The 22,272-nt window shown below is 29.2% G+C and carries 18 protein-coding genes; 6 read left to right on the top strand and 12 right to left on the bottom strand.

The window, feature by feature from the left end; translation table 11 throughout:
• Nucleotides 1-64: 64 nt before the first annotated feature.
• Both CBD51_000215 and gyrA read right to left on the bottom strand, forming a co-directional pair.
• On the bottom strand, nucleotides 65-1,228 hold the full coding sequence (locus CBD51_000215; protein ID RPG60837.1) for a hypothetical protein: 1,164 nt from the start codon (nucleotides 1,226-1,228) through the stop codon (nucleotides 65-67).
• 42 nt (nucleotides 1,229-1,270) lie between these two features.
• A complete protein-coding gene (gene gyrA / locus CBD51_000210; GenBank protein ID RPG60836.1) occupies nucleotides 1,271-3,835 on the bottom strand; it encodes a DNA gyrase subunit A in 2,565 nt (854 codons plus the stop codon).
• Nucleotides 3,836-3,993: 158 nt separating this feature from the next.
• On the opposite strand from gyrA, the gene CBD51_000205 reads away from it, so the two are divergent.
• The gene (locus CBD51_000205; protein ID RPG60835.1) at nucleotides 3,994-6,510 is read left to right on the top strand and encodes an ATP-dependent Clp protease ATP-binding subunit; all 2,517 of its coding nucleotides are present in this window, start codon (nucleotides 3,994-3,996) and stop codon (nucleotides 6,508-6,510) included.
• Between the two features lie 3 nt (nucleotides 6,511-6,513).
• Here the strand turns inward: CBD51_000205 and CBD51_000200 are convergent, their stop codons facing one another.
• The 6 genes from CBD51_000200 to bamD are packed head-to-tail and all read right to left on the bottom strand — an operon-like array spanning nucleotide 6,514 to nucleotide 12,402.
• Complete coding sequence (locus CBD51_000200) at nucleotides 6,514-7,326, bottom strand: SDR family oxidoreductase (GenBank protein ID RPG60834.1); 813 nt, start codon at nucleotides 7,324-7,326, stop codon at nucleotides 6,514-6,516.
• 17 nt (nucleotides 7,327-7,343) lie between these two features.
• The gene (gene recN, locus CBD51_000195; protein ID RPG60833.1) at nucleotides 7,344-9,014 is read right to left on the bottom strand and encodes a DNA repair protein RecN; all 1,671 of its coding nucleotides are present in this window, start codon (nucleotides 9,012-9,014) and stop codon (nucleotides 7,344-7,346) included.
• Between the two features lie 9 nt (nucleotides 9,015-9,023).
• Nucleotides 9,024-9,917, bottom strand: coding sequence for a DUF4835 family protein (locus CBD51_000190; protein ID RPG60832.1), 894 nt, complete (start codon nucleotides 9,915-9,917; stop codon nucleotides 9,024-9,026).
• The gene (coaBC, locus tag CBD51_000185) at nucleotides 9,914-11,158 is read right to left on the bottom strand and encodes a bifunctional phosphopantothenoylcysteine decarboxylase/phosphopantothenate--cysteine ligase CoaBC (protein RPG60831.1); all 1,245 of its coding nucleotides are present in this window, start codon (nucleotides 11,156-11,158) and stop codon (nucleotides 9,914-9,916) included. Before coaBC ends, CBD51_000190 begins: the two co-directional genes overlap by 4 nt.
• Nucleotides 11,159-11,207: 49 nt before the next feature.
• On the bottom strand, nucleotides 11,208-11,618 hold the full coding sequence (locus CBD51_000180) for an RNA polymerase Rpb6 (protein RPG60830.1): 411 nt from the start codon (nucleotides 11,616-11,618) through the stop codon (nucleotides 11,208-11,210).
• A complete protein-coding gene (gene bamD / locus CBD51_000175; GenBank protein ID RPG60829.1) occupies nucleotides 11,608-12,402 on the bottom strand; it encodes an outer membrane protein assembly factor BamD in 795 nt (264 codons plus the stop codon). The genes CBD51_000180 and bamD overlap by 11 nt, the downstream gene beginning before the upstream one ends.
• Nucleotides 12,403-12,497: 95 nt before the next feature.
• Here bamD and CBD51_000170 point away from each other — a divergent pair, with 95 nt between their 5' ends.
• A complete protein-coding gene (locus CBD51_000170; protein RPG60838.1) occupies nucleotides 12,498-13,739 on the top strand; it encodes a pyridoxal phosphate-dependent aminotransferase family protein in 1,242 nt (413 codons plus the stop codon).
• Here the strand turns inward: CBD51_000170 and CBD51_000165 are convergent.
• The 3 genes from CBD51_000165 to CBD51_000155 are packed head-to-tail and all read right to left on the bottom strand — an operon-like array spanning nucleotide 13,736 to nucleotide 17,581.
• Nucleotides 13,736-14,401, bottom strand: a complete 666-nt coding sequence (locus CBD51_000165; GenBank protein RPG60828.1) for a hypothetical protein — start codon at nucleotides 14,399-14,401, stop codon at nucleotides 13,736-13,738. The genes CBD51_000170 and CBD51_000165 overlap by 4 nt on opposite strands.
• A 12-nt stretch (nucleotides 14,402-14,413) precedes the next feature.
• Entirely contained in the window at nucleotides 14,414-16,081 is a 1,668-nt protein-coding gene (locus CBD51_000160) for a T9SS C-terminal target domain-containing protein (protein RPG60827.1), read from the bottom strand.
• A gap of 6 nt (nucleotides 16,082-16,087) precedes the next feature.
• Complete coding sequence (locus CBD51_000155) at nucleotides 16,088-17,581, bottom strand: hypothetical protein (GenBank protein RPG60826.1); 1,494 nt, start codon at nucleotides 17,579-17,581, stop codon at nucleotides 16,088-16,090.
• A gap of 181 nt (nucleotides 17,582-17,762) precedes the next feature.
• Here CBD51_000155 and CBD51_000150 point away from each other — a divergent pair, with 181 nt between their 5' ends.
• Genes CBD51_000150 through CBD51_000135 form a run of 4 tightly spaced genes read left to right on the top strand, consistent with a single transcriptional unit; the run spans nucleotide 17,763 to nucleotide 21,793 of the window.
• Nucleotides 17,763-18,272, top strand: coding sequence for a hypothetical protein (locus CBD51_000150; GenBank protein RPG60825.1), 510 nt, complete (start codon nucleotides 17,763-17,765; stop codon nucleotides 18,270-18,272).
• On the top strand, nucleotides 18,269-19,384 hold the full coding sequence (locus tag CBD51_000145; GenBank protein ID RPG60824.1) for a saccharopine dehydrogenase: 1,116 nt from the start codon (nucleotides 18,269-18,271) through the stop codon (nucleotides 19,382-19,384). The genes CBD51_000150 and CBD51_000145 overlap by 4 nt, the downstream gene beginning before the upstream one ends.
• A 52-nt stretch (nucleotides 19,385-19,436) precedes the next feature.
• Complete coding sequence (locus CBD51_000140) at nucleotides 19,437-19,664, top strand: hypothetical protein (GenBank protein ID RPG60823.1); 228 nt, start codon at nucleotides 19,437-19,439, stop codon at nucleotides 19,662-19,664.
• Between the two features lie 17 nt (nucleotides 19,665-19,681).
• A complete protein-coding gene (locus CBD51_000135; protein ID RPG60822.1) occupies nucleotides 19,682-21,793 on the top strand; it encodes a dihydrofolate reductase in 2,112 nt (703 codons plus the stop codon).
• A gap of 11 nt (nucleotides 21,794-21,804) precedes the next feature.
• On the opposite strand, the gene CBD51_000130 is transcribed toward CBD51_000135, so the two are convergent.
• Complete coding sequence (locus tag CBD51_000130; protein ID RPG60821.1) at nucleotides 21,805-22,272, bottom strand: hypothetical protein; 468 nt, start codon at nucleotides 22,270-22,272, stop codon at nucleotides 21,805-21,807.

Genomic DNA, 22,272 nt, shown 5'->3' with positions numbered 1-22,272 from the left:
TTCAATTTCTTCAAAAATTGAAAAAACTTTAAGTAAATTTTAAATACTCAAAATTACTAGATAATTAATCAGCTAAAGAATCTTCAAGTTTTTTCATTTCAATACTTTTTTTAGAATTATCTAATTTGTAATAAATTTCCTTTAACACTCTTATGATTGAAATATTAGTAGGATCAAGCTGTAAACATGACTCGAGATGAGGTAATGCTTGATTATACAAATTATCAATTTGCCTTTTATAACTTGCATCAAGTTTATTTTGCTTAAAACTTAAAGCATTCTTTTTGTCAATTAAATCAATTGTTTTATCAAGATATAAACCAGCTAAATTATTATAGGCATCAAAATAAGTAGAATCAATAAAAATAGCCTTTTCAAACGAATCTTTTGATTTTTCAAAATCTCCAAGTTGATTATATGTATTTCCTAGAACTAAATGGAGAATTGGATTTAGTGAATCAGACTTAACTGCATTATCTAAACTCTCAAGCAATAATTTACTATCACCTGTTGCTAAATAATAATTAACTTCTGAAAAAATAATTTCCTTTGATTGAGGAATACATTTTCTAGCATTTTTAATTGCTTCTAATTGTAAATCAAGACTACCTATTTCATCATAAGCGTCTATTAGTCTTATATGAAACCTAACATCTTTTGAGTCAAGATCAATCAATTTATTTGACCACTTTACTGATTCATTGTAATCACCTGACTGAAAAGCCATAAGAGACGCATTATACATGTTAAAAGTATCAATTTTTTGAATTGCCGATGATGAGTTTATTGATATAGTTGATTTGAATTTATTTAAAGCTGATTTAAAATCCTTTGATTCATAATCTTTATATGCTCCTTCTTGATATAAATATGCACAAACCGGTAATTGAGCATTTGACTTTTTAGAGAATGATGCTTCTGCTATTGCATCTTTTAAAAATGCATTAGTTGCAGTTTCTAAATAATCAAAACTTAATTCACTATTAACATCCGCTTGAAACTTTTTCAAATATATAAGACCTTGATAATGATTATATTTTGATAAAACTTTAGGCTTTAAAACACCGCCTTTATTTATTTTATCTGTTGCAATATCAATCCATTTTTGGGCTGCTTCCAAATCCTTATGATTATCCAGAGCAATAACTGCACTTGTAATTTCCATTTTTTGAGCAGTAACATCAAAAAACAAAAAGATTGCAAATAAATAAATTATTTTTTTCATCATGTATTTTTTTAAATATTGAAATTATAATGTTTAGTTACCATTTTACTGATTGTCATCTTGTTGATTGTCATCTTGTTGATTGTCATCTTGTTGATTGTCATCTTGCTGATTGTCATCTTGTTGATTGTCATCTTGCTGATTGTCATCTGCTAAGCCAGTTTCTTCAGAATCATCTATTTCAACTTTAGCAACAGATGAAATATGATCATTTTCTTTAAGGTTAATCAGTTTTACGCCTTGAGTCGCTCGTCCCATAACTCGCATAGAATCAATATTCATTCTAATCATAACACCACTTTTATTTATAATCATTAAACCATCAGAGTCTATTACATTTTTAATTGCAATGAGATTTCCAGTCTTAGAAGTAATACTAATAGTTTTAACACCCTTACCTCCTCGGTTTGTTTGGCGATAGGAATCAATATCAGATCGCTTACCATAACCATTTTCTGAAACTACTAATACATGAGAATCAAAATTATTAACACATATCATACCAATTACAAAATTGTTTTGACCTGATAATGTTATTCCTCTAACTCCAGATGCACCTCTACCCATTGCACGTACTTTAGACTCTGGAAAACGAATAGCTTTACCTGAGCTGGCTGCAATCATTATATCACTTTTTCCATCAGTTAATTTAGCTTCTAACAAACTATCACCTTCTCTTATACCAATTGCATTAATTCCGTTCTGACGAGGCCTTGAATAAGCTTCTAATGATGTTTTTTTAATAACACCATTTTTAGTACACATAACAACATAATGATTATCTAAATATTCTTGATCCTTTAAATCTTTTACATTTAAATATGCCATAACTTTATCATCAGAAGGCAGATTAATTAAATTCTGTATTGCGCGACCTTTAGATGTTTTTCCTCCTTCAGGTATTTCATACACACGCATCCAAAAGCATTTTCCAGCCTGTGTAAAGAATAACATATAATTATGATTGGTCGCCACAAAAATATGTTCAATAAAATCATTGTCCCTTGTTGTAACACCTCTATGACCAACTCCTCCCCTATGTTGAATACGATATTCTGATAATGGTGTTCTTTTTACGTAACCTAAGTGAGAAATAGTAATAACTACCTTTTCATCAGGTATCATATCCTCTATAGTTAAATCTCCACCAGCATAGTTAATCTCAGTTCTACGAACATCACCATATTTTTCTTTTACTTCAACTAATTCATCTTTTATAAGAGACATTCGTAGTGCTTTATCAGATAATAAATCTTTTAAAGATTGAATTGTTTTCATTAATTCTGCATGTTCATCTTTTAATTTATTGACTTCTAAAGCAGTTAGTTTTTGTAATCTTAGGTCTAGGATTGCTTTACTTTGAGTATCAGACAATTCAAATTTTAACATTAGACCTTGTTTGGCATCTTCTGGATTTTTAGAAGATCTTATTAATGAAATAACTGCATCTAAATTTTCTAAGGCTATTAAAAGCCCCTCTAAAATATGTGCCCTCTTTTCAGCTTGTTTCAATTCATAATTCGCTCTTCTTACAACAACATCATGCCTATGATCAATAAAGTAACTAACTAATTGTTTTACATTTAACAACATCGGCCTGCCATTGACTAAAGCAATATTGTTGACACTAAATGACGTTTGTAATTGTGTGTACTTATAAAGTTGATTTAAAACAATATTAGGAATTGCATCTCTTTTCAATATATAAACAATTCTCATTCCATTTCTATCAGACTCATCTCTAATATCAGAAATACCTTCGATCTTTTTTGAATTAACTAGCTCTGCTGTTTTAGCTATCATATCAGCCTTATTAACTTGGTATGGAAGTTCGGATACAATAATAAAATCTTTGCCATTATTTTCTTCAAATGACACCTTTGCTCTCATAACAACTCTTCCTCTACCTGTTTCAAGTGCATCTTTAACTCCAGAGTAACCATAAATTAATCCACCTGTTGGAAAATCTGGAGCCTTAATATATTGTATTAATTCTGATATACTCAAATCAGGATTGTCAATAATTGCACAAACACCATCAATAACTTCAGTTAAATTATGTGGAGGCATATTAGTAGCCATACCTACAGCAATTCCAGATGCACCATTAATAAGTAGATTAGGTATTCTAGTTGGTAAAACAGTAGGTTCCTTTAAGGTATCATCAAAATTGAGTTGAAAATCAACAGTCTCCTTATCTAAATCTGATAACATTTCTTCACTTACTTTTCTTAATCTGGCTTCAGTATACCTCATTGCAGCAGGGCTATCTCCATCAATTGAGCCAAAATTTCCTTGACCATCAACTAGTTGATAACGAAGAGACCATTCTTGAGCCATTCTAACCATAGAATCATATACTGAAGTGTCTCCATGGGGATGATATTTACCAAGAACTTCACCAACAATTCTTGCTGACTTCTTGTAGGAACTATTAGCACGTACACCAAGTTCATACATTCCAAAAAGAACTCTACGATGAACAGGTTTAAACCCGTCACGAACATCAGGTAATGCACGTGAAACAATAACACTCATTGAGTAATCTATGTATGAGGATTTCATTTCATCCTCTATATTAATTTGAATAATTTTCTCTCTTTCAGACATAAATAATAATAGTATATTTTTCTTACAACAAGATAATGTTATTATATAAAATCTCGCACATAAATAACAAACTTTTTCTTAAAAATAATACACATATAAAATGTGAATAAATAAAATAATATATATTTATGATATAGATTAATTTTTTATTTTAAAAAATGGATGATAATTTTTCAACTAACATTAAAGATGTAATTGGTTTTAGTCGAGATGAAGCAATTAGATTATCAAATAATTATATTGGAACTGAGCATTTTATCTTAGGTATAATTAAGTTAAAAAACGCTGGAGCCATTAATATTCTATTATCACTTGGAATTGAAATATCTAATTTAAAAGATGATATTGAAGATTTTGCTACAAGTAAATCAACAATTACAATTAATACTAATAAAGAACAAATTCAATTAAAAAAAGAAGCGGAAAAGGCATTAAAAACCACCTTTTTAGAGGCAAGGGTATTTAACTCATCAATGATTGGAACAACTCATTTACTCTTGTGTATACTAAGAAATAGTGCAGACAGTACCACCAAATTTCTTAATAATTACAATATTACTTATGAAAGAGTTAAAGAAGCATTTATTAATGAAATTGAAGCAGATAATTATTCTGAAAAAAAAGAATCAGAAACTAAAAAAGCAAATGAAATAAAATCATCTATATCAGACGAAGATGACACACAATTCATAAGTAAAAGACCTACTCATTCCAAAAAAACAAAATCTAACACCCCTGTATTAGATAACTTTGGTCGTGATTTAACAAAATATGCAGAAGATGGAAAATTAGATCCTGTAATTGGTAGAAAAAATGAAATCGAAAGAGTGTCACAAATTCTATCAAGAAGAAAGAAAAACAATCCTCTACTCATAGGAGAACCAGGCGTAGGTAAATCAGCAATTGCTGAGGGATTAGCATCACGAATATTTGAAAAAAAGGTATCAAGAGTATTATTTAACAAAAGAGTTATTGCATTAGATATAGCCTCATTAGTAGCAGGAACTAAATATAGAGGACAATTTGAAGAAAGGATGAAAGCTGTAATGAATGAGCTAGAAAAAAACGGCGACATAATTCTATTTATTGATGAAATACACACAATAGTTGGTGCGGGAGGATCTACAGGTTCTCTTGATGCTTCAAATATGTTTAAACCAGCATTGGCAAGAGGTGATCTTCAATGTATTGGAGCCACCACTCTTGATGAGTATAGACAAAATATAGAAAAAGATGGTGCACTGGAAAGAAGATTTCAAAAAGTTATAATTGAACCTACAACACCGAAAGAAACAATACAAATTCTGAATAATATTAAAGAACGATATGAAGATCATCATAATGTTAACTATTCTGAATCAGCAATTGAAGCCTGTGTTACATTAACACACAGGTATATCAGTGATAGATATTTACCCGATAAGGCTATAGATGCGTTAGATGAAGCAGGATCAAGAGTACATATAACCAATATTAATGTACCAAAAAACATTCTTGACTTAGAGGAAAAACTACAAGCAATTAAAAATGAAAAAAAGAGAGTAGTTAAAAAACAAAAATATGAAGAAGCTGCAAAATTAAGAGATAATGAAAAAGAAACTGAAAATATCTTAATTGAAGAACAGATTAAATGGGAAGAACATATTAAAAAAAACAGACAATTAGTAAACGAAGATAATGTTTCAGAAGTTATTTCTATGATGTGTGGAATTCCTGTTCAGAGAATTGCGCAAACAGAAAGCTTAAGGCTTTCTGGTATGTCATCAGATTTAAAAAAATTAATTATTGGCCAAGATGAAGCTGTTAGTAAAATTGTAAAAGCTATACAAAGAAATCGAGCAGGCTTAAAAGACCCTAGCAAACCTATTGGTTCATTCATTTTCTTAGGACCAACTGGTGTTGGAAAAACTCAATTAGCAAAAGAATTAGCTAATTACTTATTTGATTCTCAAAATAATTTAATTAGAATGGACATGAGTGAGTACATGGAGAAGTTTTCTGTATCGAGATTAGTGGGTGCCCCTCCTGGCTATGTAGGTTATGAAGAAGGAGGTCAGCTAACTGAAAAAGTTCGAAGAAAACCCTATTCAATTATACTACTAGATGAGATAGAAAAAGCTCACCCTGATGTTTTTAATCTATTATTACAGGTCATGGATGATGGAATTATGACTGATGGACTAGGCAGAAAAGTAGACTTTAAAAATACGATTATAATTATGACATCAAATATAGGGACTCGTAAATTAAAAGATGTAGGGAAAGGTCCTGGATTTAGTACAACTGCAAGGAAAGAAAATATTGGCAACCAATCTAAAAGTTTTATTGATGCTTCATTAAAAAGAGCATTTGCTCCTGAATTTTTAAATAGACTAGATGATGTAATCTTGTTTAACCATTTAAATGAATCAGATATTTTACAAATAATTGATATAGAATTAGCAAAAGTTACTCAAAGAATAAAAGACTTGAATTACACTATCAAAGTTTCCAAAAAAGTCCAAAAATTTATACTTGAAAAAGGATATGATGAAAAGTTTGGTGCTAGACCATTAAAAAGAGTTATTCAAAAATATATTGAAGATATAATTGCAGAAGGCATTATTAACAATAAAATTAAGGAAGGTGATAATATATCTTTAGATGTTAAAAAAGGTGACATTGTAATTAAATGATAATTACTTTTTTAATATTTCAATTATATCCTGTGACACACCGGTATTTGAAAAACCACCATCATGAAATAAGTTTTGCATCGTGACCATTCTTGTGTAATCAGAAAATAAACTAACGCAATACTTTGCACAATCATCAGAACTCGCATTTCCCATAGGAGATATTTTATTTGCGTAGTCAAAAAATGCATCAAAGCCAGCTACACCTTTTCCAGCAGTTGTAAAAGTTGGAGATTGTGATATTGTATTAACTCTAACTCTATTACGTTTTCCATAATGATAACCAAAACTTCTTGCAATAGATTCCAAATAAGACTTATTATCAGCCATATCATTATAATCAGGAAACGTTCTCTGAGCAGCAATATATGAAAGAGCTAGAATAGAACCATATTCATTCATAATATTTAATTTATAAGCAACTTGTAACATTTTATGAAATGAAACAGCAGACACATCTAAACCCTTCATTAGAAAGTCATAATTAAGATCAGTATAATGTCTTTTTTTTCTAACATTTAACGACATACCTATAGAGTGAAGAACAAAATCAATTTTACCATTAAATTCTTTTTTAGCGGCGCTAAATAGACTTTCTAAATCACTTACAGAGGTTGCATCGGCAGAAATCACCTTTGAATTACAAATTTTAGCTAACTCACCAATAGAGCCCATTCTTAATGCAATGGGAGCATTAGATAAAATAATTTCAGCACCGTTTTCAATACATTGTGTAGCAACTTTCCATGCAATTGATGATGAATCAAGTGCACCAAAAATAATTCCTTTTTTACCTACTAATAAATTATGAGACATAAGTTTATCTTTTTATATCAAATATCAAGCATTTTTTTTGCATTAGCAACAGCTTCTTCATTTACTTGATCTCCACTTAACATTCTAGCTAATTCCATAACTCTATCTTCATCTTTTAATTCAACAACATTAGTTATTAAGCTGTCTCCAATATCCTTTTTATAAACCTTATAGTGTAAATCACCCAATGAAGCAATTTGAGGCAAGTGGGTTACACAAACAACTTGTCCTCTGGAAGATATTTTTTTTAAGATACGCCCCATCTTTCTACCTATTTCACCTGAAACACCAGCATCAATTTCATCAAAAATTATTGTAGAAAAATCAAGCATACCAAATAAATGTTTTTTAACACACAGCATTAACCTTGCAATCTCTCCTCCAGATGCAATTTTATTTATGGGCATCATATCATAACCCTTATTTGCTGAAAATAATAACGTAATTACATCATATCCATTAGGCAGTAATTCAGAGTTTTGATCAAAATTAAATGATAAGACGGGATCGGACATTCCTAAATCATATAAATCATTTTCAATAATTCTAGCAAGATCAATAGCACTTTTTTTTCTAAGTAAACTTATACCATTAGCAAAACTTCTTAAATCAAAATTTAAACTATTAATTTTCTCTTTAATAGTTTCAATGTCTTGTGTAACATTTAACATTTCCTGCAAGTCCAATTTCATCTTATTAATTTTGGTTATGATACCATTAACTCCAATAACATTCATTTTTTTTTCTAAACTATTAATTGAATTTATCCTGTTCTGAATGTATTCCAACCTTGAATCATCAAAGCTTAAATTTTGATTAAATGTATGTATCTCCATTAATATGTCATCAATATCAATAATAGTCCCCTTTAATCTATTATAAAGCTTAACTAGCTTATCATCATAGGAAGAGATGCTTGATAGTTTTGAATTAAGAAGATTTAATTTATTAATTACAGAGTTTTCTGACTCATCGATGTGAGAAATTAATTCGCTAACAGTTGCTTTAATAGTATTAATATTATTAAGCTTATTATATTCTGAATACAGTACCTCATCTTCAGAATCTTTAAAATTTAATAATTCAACTTCTTTAATAAGATTTTTATAAAAATCAAAGTCGTAATTACTATCTAATAATAACTTATTTTTCTCAAAAAGACTTGTCTTATAATTTTTTAATTTCTGAAATAACAAATTGTAATTTGTCAATAAGGAAGTGAAATCATCATAGTTCTTAGAAGCAAATTGATCTAGTAATTTAATTTGATAATTTTCTCTATTAATCAATAAGTTTTCATGTTGAGAATGAATATCTATAAGATGGTAGCTGAGATTTTTTAAAATTTTAATTTTAACAGGACTATCATTAACAAATGACCTAGATTTTCCTTCAAAATTAAATTCTCTCCTAATAATTAATTCATTTTCATAGTCAATATCATTATTCTTAAAAAATTGTTGAATACCTAATTTATCAATATTAAAAACTCCTTCAATTATTACTTTAGTAGATTTGTCTCTAATATTTGTTAAGTTAAATTTATTGCCTAGTAATAGATTAATTGCAGATAAGATAATTGATTTTCCTGAGCCCGTCTCTCCCGAAACTGTAGTAAAGCCGTTAGAAAATTTAATCTCAAGATAATCAATAATGGCATAATTAGTTATAACAAGTTTAGATAACATTATAATAATTTAATCATTACTTAATATCTTTTGCCATTTATCAGATTTAGTTGGTTGCATTTGATTTAATAAGTTAACTAATTCATCAGCTTGCATTAAATTACCTTCAGAAAATATATTAACAATCTCATCAGTTTTTGTGTCAAAAAGAATTGTAAATAAATAACCTCTTTGTCTCTGATTCCATGCATCTCTAAGGGATATAATAGATTGAGCGATAGACTCTCTTACCATATCAGGTTTTTCGGTAAAATTATCAAGTCCATCAAAATGATAATTGTAGTAAAAATATCTAACCTTTTCAAAATCTGGACTTAATAAATTTTCGATTAACCAATATCTATTATCAAGGCCTTCAAAAGATTTCCATCCAGTAGCATTATTATCATTTTGAGCATTTGCAATAATCTTCTGAGCTTTTAAGAAATACTTATCTCCACCCTTTAAGGAAAATGTGTCATAGTCCATGCCAATAATTAAATAAGCATAATAAGCTAAAATAGATGTTAAATTAGAAAGATGTGTGTTTTCATTAAATTCCAAAGTTTCAAATTCAACATACTTAAATCTAAACTGATCATCAATAATATTTAATAAAGCACTATTATATAATGTTTTAAATATTGGTCGTGATGATTGAACGGCAATTGATCCAGAAAATTCATCAGTTGATAATTGTTGATCTATACGAATTAATATTGTACACTCTATACGTTCTTCATTCTCAAACAGATCATTCGTCCAGTTTGTGTTATTTATAAATTCATATATACTTTGACGCATTGAGTTAAACATTTCTTTATTTGGACTAGGGATAGCAGAATAATTAATATTAATACGGCAATTTAACTCCTGAGAAAATAGAGTTTGGGAAAGTAAAAAAAATATAAACAAAAATCTCATTTAATAATATCCTTTACATTAGATAACGATATTTGATTAATTATTATTTCATCAAATATAGATGCAGCAACAGCTTCTTTACTCATTAATGGAAAGTCATTAATATTTTGCTTACAATCAATGATTTTAATTTTATTTGTTTCATGACCAAAACCAGCTCCAGCATCGTTAAGAGAGTTCAAGACAATCATATCCATATTTTTATCTTTCATTTTTTTAAATGCATTTTGTGTTTCATTATGGGTTTCTAGTGCAAAACCTACAATAAATTGTCCTTTCTTTTTTGTAGATAAAGTTTTTAAAACATCAATACTAGATTCTAATGAAACTAATTTTAGTTTTTCCTTAATCTTAGTAGTGTAAGTTTTTTTTGGTTTAAAATCAGAGACAGCAGCTGAAAATATAGCAATATCACAAAAGTTAAATTCATCTTCACAGGCATCAAACATTTGTTGAGCATTTTCAATATTAATCCGACGAATTAATGGATGATTAACTGTTTGGTAAGAAGGTCCAATCACTAAACATACATTTGCACCTAACATAGCTGCCCTTAAGGCTAATTCACAACCCATTTTACCAGATGAAAAGTTACCAATAAATCTCACAGGATCTATTTTTTCATATGTTGGGCCTGCAGTTATTAGCACTTTCTTTCCACTTAGTGGCAATGTCTTATTTAGGTAGTTGCCTATAATCAAAATAATATTTTCAATATCACACATTCTACCAAGACCGTATAAACCACTAGCTAATTCACCCGACTCAGCATCTATTATATTAACTCCTCTATTTTTTAAAATTTGTAGATTTTTTAAAGTAGATCCATGCAGATACATATCTCTATCCATTGCTGGAGCACAAAACATAATACATTTAGATGAAAGATATGTTGCAAGTAAAATATTATCGCACATACCAGAAGCCATCTTTGCTAATGTATTTGCAGTTGCTGGAGCAATTAAAAAAACATCAGCCCAAAGACCTAATTCAACATGGTTATTCCAACTTTTAGATTTTTTGTCTACAAAATCATAAATAACGTCGTTTTTTGAAACTGTAGAAAGAGTTATTGGAGTGACAAAATTAATTGCATCTTTGGTTAGAACAACCTTAACATTTGCACCACTTTTAATAAATAATCTAACTAAGTCAGGCACCTTGTAGGCAGCAATACTACCAGAAATACCAATCAAAATATTTTTTCCAAAAAAATATGATTGTGTAGTATCTTTTTGCATAAGACCAATTAAATTATAAAGATAATTAATAAGTTAAATAATGAAATTCTTATTTAGTATCCGAATCTGATTTATTATCAACATCTTCTGCCTCATCTTCTAATGCTAGTTCACTGTCATCTAATTGAATATCATCTTCTTTTTTAACCTCTTCCCTCATATAAATTTCATCCTCCATCATTTCATGAATAGCAATTAATGTTGGTTTAGGTAATCTTTCATAAAATCTTGATATTTCAGTCTGTTCTTGATTCTCAAAAACTTCTTCTAATGTATCCGAAGGAGTTGCAAATTCATCTAATTTACTGATAAGTTCCTCCTTAATTTCAACGCCTATTTGACTAGCTCTTTTTTTTAGAACTGAAATTAATTCATAAACATTACCACCAAAATTTTGAGATAATTCTTCCATATCTCTAGAAATTGTAGTTCTTGCAGCATTTGTTTTTTTATAATCCATTTTCAATATCTTTTAATTTTTTATAAATATTTTTTGCTTCATCGTAATATACTCCATCAGCAAATACGATAATAAAATTATCACATGCAAATATAGCTTCTTTTATTCTTTGTAACTTCTTTTCGTCTACACTATTTTTAGCTAACTCATAATACGACAGTAATTGAGTAAAACTAATTTCTTCCAAATAATTAGTTTCTGGAAAATCATTTAGAAAAAAATCAATTGCAAAAATAGCAGATTTATATTTTCCAGTATCATAATATAACCTAGCATTATCAAAATGCTTTTTTTCCAGTTTTTTATTAAGATCTAAAACTAAACTAGTTACACGTTCCAAGCTATCACTCTCTGGATAATTAACAATAAACATTTCTAACTTATTTAAAGCTTTTTGAGTGTTACTTTGATCAAGACTAGATCTTGGTGTATCCAGGTAATGACAATATGCAGATAAATACGCGATTTCTTCTTTTTTAGGAGATAATATAAAATTTGTTACAAAATTATCAGCATGATAAATTGTAGACATATAATCATTTATGTTAAAATTAGCATAAACATAATAGTAGTAAATATCCTCTGCAAGCTCATCGCCTTTAAAAATGGTTAAAAGGTTCTCAAACAATTCCAATGAACGTGCATAATCACCATTATTAAAATAAGATACTGCCTGAGTATATTGAAAATTAGGGTCTGTGCTTTTTAAAACCTGTTGATAAGCACGATACTGACTACAGGAAAATAAGAGTAAAATCGAAATGAAAAAAGGAAAAATTTTCATACTACAAATATAGTATACATATTTTTAATATTATTAATAATAACTCAATTATTATTAAAATCGTATTTTTGCATTTTATTAACAGCACATATCTCATGGATTTATTTGAAAAAATCAAAAAAAATCGAGGTCCTCTTGGTCAACACGCTAAAGATGCTCATGGTTACTTTACATTCCCAAAACTAGAGGGTGAAATTGCAAGTACAATGACTTTTAATAACAAAAAAGTTATTTGTTGGAGCATTAATAATTATTTAGGACTATCAAATCACCCAGAAATAAGAAAAGTTGATAAAGAATCAGCTAAACAATGGGGAATGGGAACTCCAATGGGTTCAAGAATGATGTCTGGAAACACATCTTACCATGAAAAGCTTGAAAAAAATCTTTCTAGCTTCATGCAAAAAGAGGACACTATTTTATTAAATTTTGGCTATCAAGGCATGCACTCTTCAATTGATGCATTAGTTGATAGACAGGATGTAATTGTTTATGACTCTGAGTGTCATGCATGTATTCTAGACGGAGTTAGGCTTCATTTAGGTAAAAGATACCAGTTTCCTCATAATAATATTGAAAAACTAAAAACACAACTTGAAAGAGCTGAAAAAATCACTACTGAAACTGGTGGTGGAATCTTAGTAATTACAGAGGGAGTTTTTGGTATGGCTGGCGATTTAGGAAAGTTAAAAGAAATTTGTGCATTAAAAGATCAATTTAACTTTCGATTATATGTAGATGATGCACATGGTGTTGGAACTATGGGTAAAAATGGTACTGGAACAGGTGAATATTTAGGAGTTCAGAATAAAATTGATATTGTATTTGGAACTTTTGCTAAAAGTTTTTCTAGTATTGGCGCTTTTATAAGTTCGAATAATGATGTAATCGAGTATTTAAGATATAACATAAGATCACAAATTTTTGCAAAATCCCTACCTATGCCTCTTGTAATAGGTGCACTCAAACGGCTAGAAGTTATGCGAAATGACTTGTCCTTAAAAGATAGCCTATGGAGTATTACTAAAAAGTTACAAACTGGGTTAAAAGAAAATGGTTTTAATTTAGGCGATACAGAGAGTTGTGTTACACCTGTTTTTTTATCAGGTGGAGTTGGTGAAGCAACAAATCTCACCGTTGATTTAAGAGAAAACTATGGTATATTTTGCTCAATAGTCACATATCCCGTTGTCCCTAAAGGGGTAATCATGCTAAGATTAATACCTACTGCAGTTCATACTGAAGATGATGTGAATAAAACAATCAATGCGTTTAAAGAAGTGAAAGAAAAGTTATTTTCTGGAAAATATGTTTCAGATCAAATAGCTCAGATCTAGAATCTACAGACTTTAGAAATGGACTTATCATCATATATTTCCAAATAAACACCTGGATTTATACTAGGATCAAAATCTCTTCCTAACAAATCTACTGTCTTGACAATTGACTTATTAGTTTTATTTTCGGTAATATCAATAGACGAGCATGATTGTGATAAATCATCAATAACAGAGGATGAACAATTAAAAACAACAGAATCTAATAAATACATGCCATTTGGAATAAATGTATTATCTCCCCCACTCATATTTGCAATAGATACAGAAGAAGAATAGAATGTATCCTCACACCCTTCTATACAAAGAGCAAAAGCAAATTCAGAACCAGTTGTCATTCCATCAAGTTCAGGTGTAGTTGAGTCATCACTCCATGCAGCAATAGCAAAATTACCAGAATTCACCCAAGAAGTAGAACCAACACATAATGCTTCGTAAATACCAGTCATATCATAAACTGCTACGACCCCTATTTCAATTGGACATTCTATATTAGAAAGTAAAATAGTACTGGAACCGTCAGTAATCATAAAATTAGCATTGTTTTCTTGAGTGACAGCAATAGTTGCATTACTATCAGTACCGTCATATGAAAACGGACATATATTTTGTCCAATTGAAAAATAACAGGTGATTAATAAAATTGAAAATATTTTTTTCATAACATAAATCTTTTATTCAATAATAATTCTTTTAGTAAATATCATTTTGTCAATTTGCAATTCTACAAAATATATTCCGTTAGATAAATTTGAAACATCTATTTCTTGATATAAATTATTGTCAACAAATTGTTTCTTCAATAATGTTTGACCTAAAAGACTTTTAATAGATATATCAACATTACTCGCATCTTGAGATATTAACTTAATAGCTAATAAATCTTCTGCAGGATTAGGATAGATAGCAAAACTAGTTCCTAAGTAACTTGCTGTACTAATACTTTGAACACAAGATTCAGTATTGTTAATTGCAATTACATTTTCATAATCTTGATTTACAACATCTATAATGTCTTCGATGCATGTATTTTCACCAATACTTGAGAAATATACTCTACATAATGGAGCTGGATCATAGTTCTTCATTATTAGAGAATCTAAATAAGAAACTCCTATAATCATTCCGTCTGTTGAGAAGCTTGGTTCCATGTCGTAATCATCAACTAGATTTTCAACAGATGAAATAGTTATATTACCCATATTAAACTGATAACCTAACACTTCATTATTAGGATTTAAAATATGAATATCAACGTATTGTTCTAATAAATTTATACCACCGATACTCAAAGTTACTGTGTCATTTGGATTTGTAACCTCTAGACCAAAACTACATGGTTCGGATTGATTATCTCTGTTTACATCATCAAAATTTTCCACACAATTAACAAGAAGAGCAATATCAGAAACAGTTAACTCTCCATCAGAATCTAAATCATTACAACTATTTATACTCCAATCATCTGCGATAATTTCGGATGCGTAATTTTGCATATCATATGAATCTAAAAATAAATCTAAATTCATGTCTCCAGTAAGTGATTCTCCACCACAAATTCCATTACAATCATATTGAGCATTTCCAAATTCTTCTCCATTACAATCTGTATAAACAGGGCATTCTGAAAGACCAAAAGGGTTAGTATCAACATCATCCATAACTCCATCACCATCTGAATCATCATCAACACCATTCATAATTCCATCTCCATCAATATCAGGATCATTAATATTTTCAATTCCATCTCCATCAATATCTACGGCCATGTAAAAATCTTTTACTCCATCAGTATTTGTGAATACACCTATACAAGTTTGTTCCCAATTATTCTCATAGCTTAATTCTATATTGCCCATAGCATCAGGATCTTGATCCCAGTTAGTTCTTACTACGAATGTATATTCTCCATCTGGAACATTTGTAATGTCAATCCATTGACATGAAAGACCTGAACCATAAATATCTCCACATCCAGCTGAAATACCCATAACACTACAACCGTATGTAAAATTTCCTACCGGAACACCTAGTTCATCATCGCCACTGCATTCTAAATCCATAACACAAAAGCCATTTTTAAATCCAACAGGAATAATTTGTCCATCAGAATCAAATAGAACATATTCTGCATAACCTTTATAATGCCAATGGTTATGACACATATCCCATTCAAACTGATTTGTTTCCTCATTATCAGATACAGATCCAATAAAATAATCTACATTACCAACATTTTTAATCCATGTATCAAAACGTATAATCGATCTATCCCCATAACCTGTAAGACAACCTTCTTCAATTGCGCAACCATCCTCATTCTCATATGCTTGTAAATACATACTAGATTAAAATGGCATAACTAGAAGATCAGGCCCATTTACACAATCTGGATCTCCAGGATATATACAAGAACCATCATCAGATTCAGCAATAGGATTAAAGTTGCATGCAGTATTATCTGTACAACCCTGAACAGGACCTATATAATTTAGTTCCCAATCAATATTTTCACAATCTCCTTTAATTCTAATATAATAACTATCGCCTTCTTCCATAAGTGGAAATACTTGCGACTGTAACCCACATAAGTCATCATTATAATAAACAGTTCCATCATTATAATCAGAAACAACTAATCCTGTACAGTAATCATAAATATAAATCACTGTGTTGCAATTAGACTCACAAGTATTTATATCATACTGCCCATTTAAGTCAGCAGTAAAAATATACCAATAATCGTTATTCCCTGTTTGATAAGAACCTAAGTCTATATCTATAGCAGTGTTACAATCATAACCAGGAGGGCAATTCATGGTAATAGAGCTATTATATTGAAAATTTGGATTATCAAGAACTAAATTTTCTTCATAATAGACTTGAACGCCACCTCCAGAAAAAATACCATCCCCATAACTATCATATAGTGTAAAAATATAACAACCATCAATTGGTAAACAATACTGAAAAGGATATGCACTATAATCAATAGTAAAAATTTCATCTTCAGATGCCCATACAACTCCTTCATTATCATTTAAAGTAAATGAAGTTTCATATGGATAGGAATCTGTGGAAATTATGATGTCGATTTGAATCTCGTTGCCATTACAATTTAAATCATAAAGACAAGAGCCATCATCAAAAGTTGCAAATTCATCAAAATTAATAACCTGTTCATCTGTACAACCAAAGACATCTAATTCATCACATATACCATCCCCATTGATGTCATTTATACAATTTCCTGTACAATCATAGTAGATTGGTGGATAAATACAAGCTGAAGGGAAAAGAGCCATTCCGTCATAGTTACATGCAGTATCATCCATACAACCATATAAATCACAATTTTCAGATGAAATAGTAAACTCTTCAACGACACCGTAGTCAGGAATATTAATATTATTAGCAACAATCACTCCTCCATTGCAAATACTTAACTGAAATGACCCATTATCATTCCATCCATCACCATATGAGTCATATGAGTTGAAAAAATACGTTTCATTAACATTTATACAAGCATATGTTGTATATATTTGATAATCTTCATAAAAAGTATTTAAGGGTGGACTATTTGCAATTATATCACCATCCATGTTCATAATATCCCATGTAATTTCACTAGACCAATTTCCTATAGAAACATCAATCATAGTTAATTGCTGATTATCAGAGCAATCTGTTGGGTAATCACATAAATCAGGGTTTGATATATTATTATTATCGTTGTAATTCAATGCTGCAACATCCATACAGCCTTCAATATCGTTATCTTGAGCAAATAAATGAATATTAAAAAATATTATACTAAAAAAAGTAAAAAAATATTTCATAGTAAAAATTTTAAACAAAGTAATGATATCATAAATATAATGAATAATATTCTTATCTAATGAACAAATAAATAAGTTAGCAATAATTAATATATCTTTTTACATTAATTTCTAAATCATTTAAGCTAACTAAACATTTTCAATTGGATATTTTTTATATTTTTGACTAAATAAAAAATTCATGACGCACAAAAATAATTTACTAATCATTTTTTTTATATTATTAGGAGTATTAACTAGAATCATTCCTCACCCTCCTAATATGACAGCAATTGGAGCAATTGCTTTATTTTCTGGAACATTTTTGTACGATAAGCGTTTAGCATTTATACTACCAACAACAATTCTTTTAATATCAGATTTTTTATTAGGATACCAACCCGTTCTGTCTGTATATTTAAGTTTTATAATTATCGTATCTCTAGGTTTTATATTGTCTAAAAAACAAACTTTTTTTAGAGTGATTAATATGTCCCTCATTGCAAGTATATTATTTTTTATCATAACTAATTTTGCGGTTTTTTTAACTTCATCATTTTATCCTAAAACAATTATTGGCTTGTTAGAATGCTTCACCTTAGCAATTCCATTTTTTTTAAATACGTTAACTGGAAATATTGTTTATTCATTAATAATGTTTTATAGTTTTAAGTTTGTACAAAAAAATATTATTTTACAACCAAACTCATGATCAAGATACTTGTTTTAGGAGGTGGAAAAGTAGGAAGTGCGATTGCTTTTGATTTATCAAAAAATTACTCTGTAACTGTTGCAGATATTGATGAATTAACTTTAAAAAATCTCAAAAAAAGAACAAATATCAAAACCATTCTTGTTGATATTTCGTCTACTGTGACATTAAAAAACACATTACAACCATATAATTTAATTATATCTGCTGTACCTGGATTTATGGGTTATAAAACACTGCAAACTATAATTGAGTGTAAAAAGAACGTTGTAGATATTTCATTTTCTCCTGAAGATCCACTAACTCTAAATGAATTAGCGATAAAAAATAATGTTAGTGTTTTAGTTGACTTGGGAGTAGCTCCAGGACTGGGAAATGTAATATTTGGACATTACAATGAATTAATGAAAATTGATTCCTATGAGTGTTACGTTGGTGGATTACCAAAGAAAAAAACACTACCCTTTCAATACAAAGCACCTTTCTCTCCCATTGATGTAGTTGAAGAGTATACTCGACCTGCAAGATTATTTGAAAATCATAAAATAATTACTAAAGACCCACTAACAGAACTAGAAATAATTCAATTTGATACTAATGAAGATTTAGAAGCATTTAATACTGATGGTCTAAGAACCTTGCTTAAAACTATGTCTCATGTTCCATATATGAAGGAAAAAACTCTTCGTTATCCTGGTCATGCAAAAAACATACAACTATTAAAAGACATAGGTTTGTTTAGCACAGAAACAACAACTCTTCACGATCTAAATTTTAAACCTATTGACATAATTGCAGACATACTTAAAAAAGACTGGAAACTTGAAGAAGGTGAAGAAGAATTTACTGTTATGCGAATTATTATGAAAAATAGTAAGAAATATGTTCAAATTGACTTATATGATGAGTTTGACAAAAAAACTCAAATTTCTTCTATGGCACGAACTACTGGATACACTTGTACAGCAGGAGCTAACTTAATAATCAATAAGTTATTTAATAAAAAAGGTGTCTATCCCCCAGAGTTATTAAGTACTAGTGAAAATTGCTATAATTACATTATTAAGTACCTAAAAGAAAGAAATATTAATTTTCATATTAAACAATCTTAAGTTGTTTATTAAATGATTATATTTATCATCTTAAATCATATCATTTAACATAATGAACACCGAACAAAAAAATTGCTCAAAAAACTGTTATGCTGTTATAGCATTATGTGTATCATTTCTTGCATTAGGCTTATTAATTGGTAATTGGATAGGACAATGTGCTGGCAATAAAAATTATAACAAGTGTGATAAAAAATATGGATCATACTCAACAGATGGAAAATCTGGAAGTACATGTGATTGGTCAAAGACTAAAGAAACTGATTCTGTAAATTATTAAAAAAAAAAAATCCAATTTTGAAAATAACTTATTTTATTAAACTACTGATTGTTTTATCATTTATTATCTCATGCAACAGTAATGACGACATCAAAAGTGATACAGACTTTAAATATTTAACTGAACAATTCGCTGATCTTAAACTAATAAGATATAAAGTCCCTGGATTTAAAAATCTAGATTTAAGACAAAAAAAATTAATATACTATCTATCAGAAGCTTCATTGAGTGGTAGAGATATTATATTTGATCAAAACTATAAACACAATTTAAGAGTCCGTAGAACATTGGAGACAATTGTAGCAAACTACACTGGAGATAGAAATACTGAGGAGTTTGAAAATTTTATGACTTATACAAAAAGAATGTGGTTTTCAGGGGGAATCCATCACCATTATTCAAGTGCAAAACTTCAACCTGAATTTAGTTCTGAATATTTTATTAATGAGTTAATTACTAAAACAGAATCATCTCAAGAATTTGCTTTCCCAATTTTAAAAAATGAAGATAAAATGGATTTAGCAAGATTCATTGACAAGATTATATTTGATAAAAGTTATGAAAGTAAAAGAGTAAGTAAAGACGGTGACATCATTCTAAATTCAGCAAATAATTATTATGAATCAACAATAACAGCACAAGAAGCTGAATTGTTTTATACAAAGAATAAATCCGAACAAACAACTCCTTACTTTAAACAACCTGAGTTTGGTTTAAATTCTAAACTAGATAAAGATTCTGATGGGAATTTATTTGAAAATACATACAGAGTTGGAGGAATGTATGGTGATGCATTAGAGAAAATGATATATTGGATTGAAAAAGCAAAAACTGTAGCGGAAAATGAGGAACAAGTAAAATCATACGACTTATTAATTGATTATTATACAACAGGAGATATTTATAAATGGGACGACTACTGTGTTCAGTGGCTAAATACAAAAACAGATATTGACTGGATTAATGGTTTTGTTGAAGTTTATGGCGATGCTGCAGGCAGAAAAGGAGCATATGAGTCGATAGTACAAATTAAAGATATGGAAGCTTCAAAAACAACAGAAGTGATTAATGAATATGTACAGTGGTTTGAAGACAACTCAAGTATAATGGAAGAACATAAAAAAGAGAATGTAGTTGGTGTAAGCTATAAAGTTATTAATGTAGCGATGGAATCAGGCGATGCATCTCCATCAACTCCTATTGGAGTTAATTTACCTAATAATACTTGGATTAGAAAAGAAAAAGGATCAAAGTCAGTAAGTCTAGCTAATATTATTGATGCATATGATAAATCATCAACAGGTTCAGGATTTTTAGAAGAATTTTGTTTTTCCAAAGATGAAGTTGAAAGAACAAGAAAGCATGGGGAAGTTGCAGATAAACTAGGTACACTTCTTCATGAGGTCGTAGGACATGCGTCAGGTCAAATTAATGAGGGTATAGGAGACCCTAAAGAAACTCTAAAAAATTACAAATCAACTCTTGAAGAAGCAAGAGCAGATTTAGTTGCTTTATATTATATGATGAATCCAAAATTAGTAGAGATTGGATTGATGGATACATTAGAATGTGGAATGGCTGACTATGATTCATACATTAGAAATGGATTAATGTTACAATTGAGAAGGATTGATATTGGTAAAAACATTGAACAAGACCATATGAGAAACAGACAACTAGTAGCATCCTGGGCATACAAAAAAGGATTAAAAGACAATGTAATTAAGAAACATGTACAACAGACTCCAACTATATGTAAAAAATCTGGCGACACACTTGCTCACACAAAAACTTTCTTTGTAATTAATGATTATGAAAAACTACAAAATATTTTTGGTCAACTTTTAAGAGAAATTCAAAGAATTACATCTGAAGGAGATTTTAATGCTGGAAAAGCATTAGTTGAAAATTATGGTGTAAAAGTAGATTTAGATATTCATAAAGAGGTTCTAGCAAGATCTAAACAATTTAATAGCGCACCATATGGTGGTTTTATAAACCCTAAGTACTCACTTATTAAAAATAAAAACAATGAAATAATTGACGTGTCAATTTCGTATCCAGAAGACTTTACAAATCAGATGATGAACTACGCTAAAAATTATTCTTTTTTACCAAATACTAACTAAACAACTAGCTCTTAGCTCTCTATAAAATCAATACCTTCTCCAGATAATTTCTCAAGAATAGGCTTGTAAATATCTTTATAAATTGGTATTCTAACTCCTTTTAAATTGATTTTATTTTGCAAAATCAATTCACAAGCAAAGAAAACTGGTAAACCAACTGTTTTTGCCATAGCTGTATGATAACTATCATCACCTTTAACAACCATTGAAAGCATTAAACTTTGTGATTTATTATTAATTAAATACTCAAACTTATGCTGCATAACTATCATATCAACATCGTCTGTTTCTAATGCCCATTTATCTTGTAAAGCATTTAATAGATGCTCAAAAGGAGAATACTTTTTGTTATAATATTTTGTATTAAATAAGTCCAAGTAATCCATTTTAGATTTAATATCAGAATCGTTTAAACCTTCTATATATGAATTAAAAACTTTTTCATCGATCAGTTTATTATTTATCGACTCTGATGTCAT

This window comes from Flavobacteriales bacterium TMED191, from assembly GCA_002171975.2.
Lineage (GTDB): Bacteria > Bacteroidota > Bacteroidia > Flavobacteriales > TMED113.
This window is presented reverse-complemented; position numbering and strand designations above follow the sequence as displayed.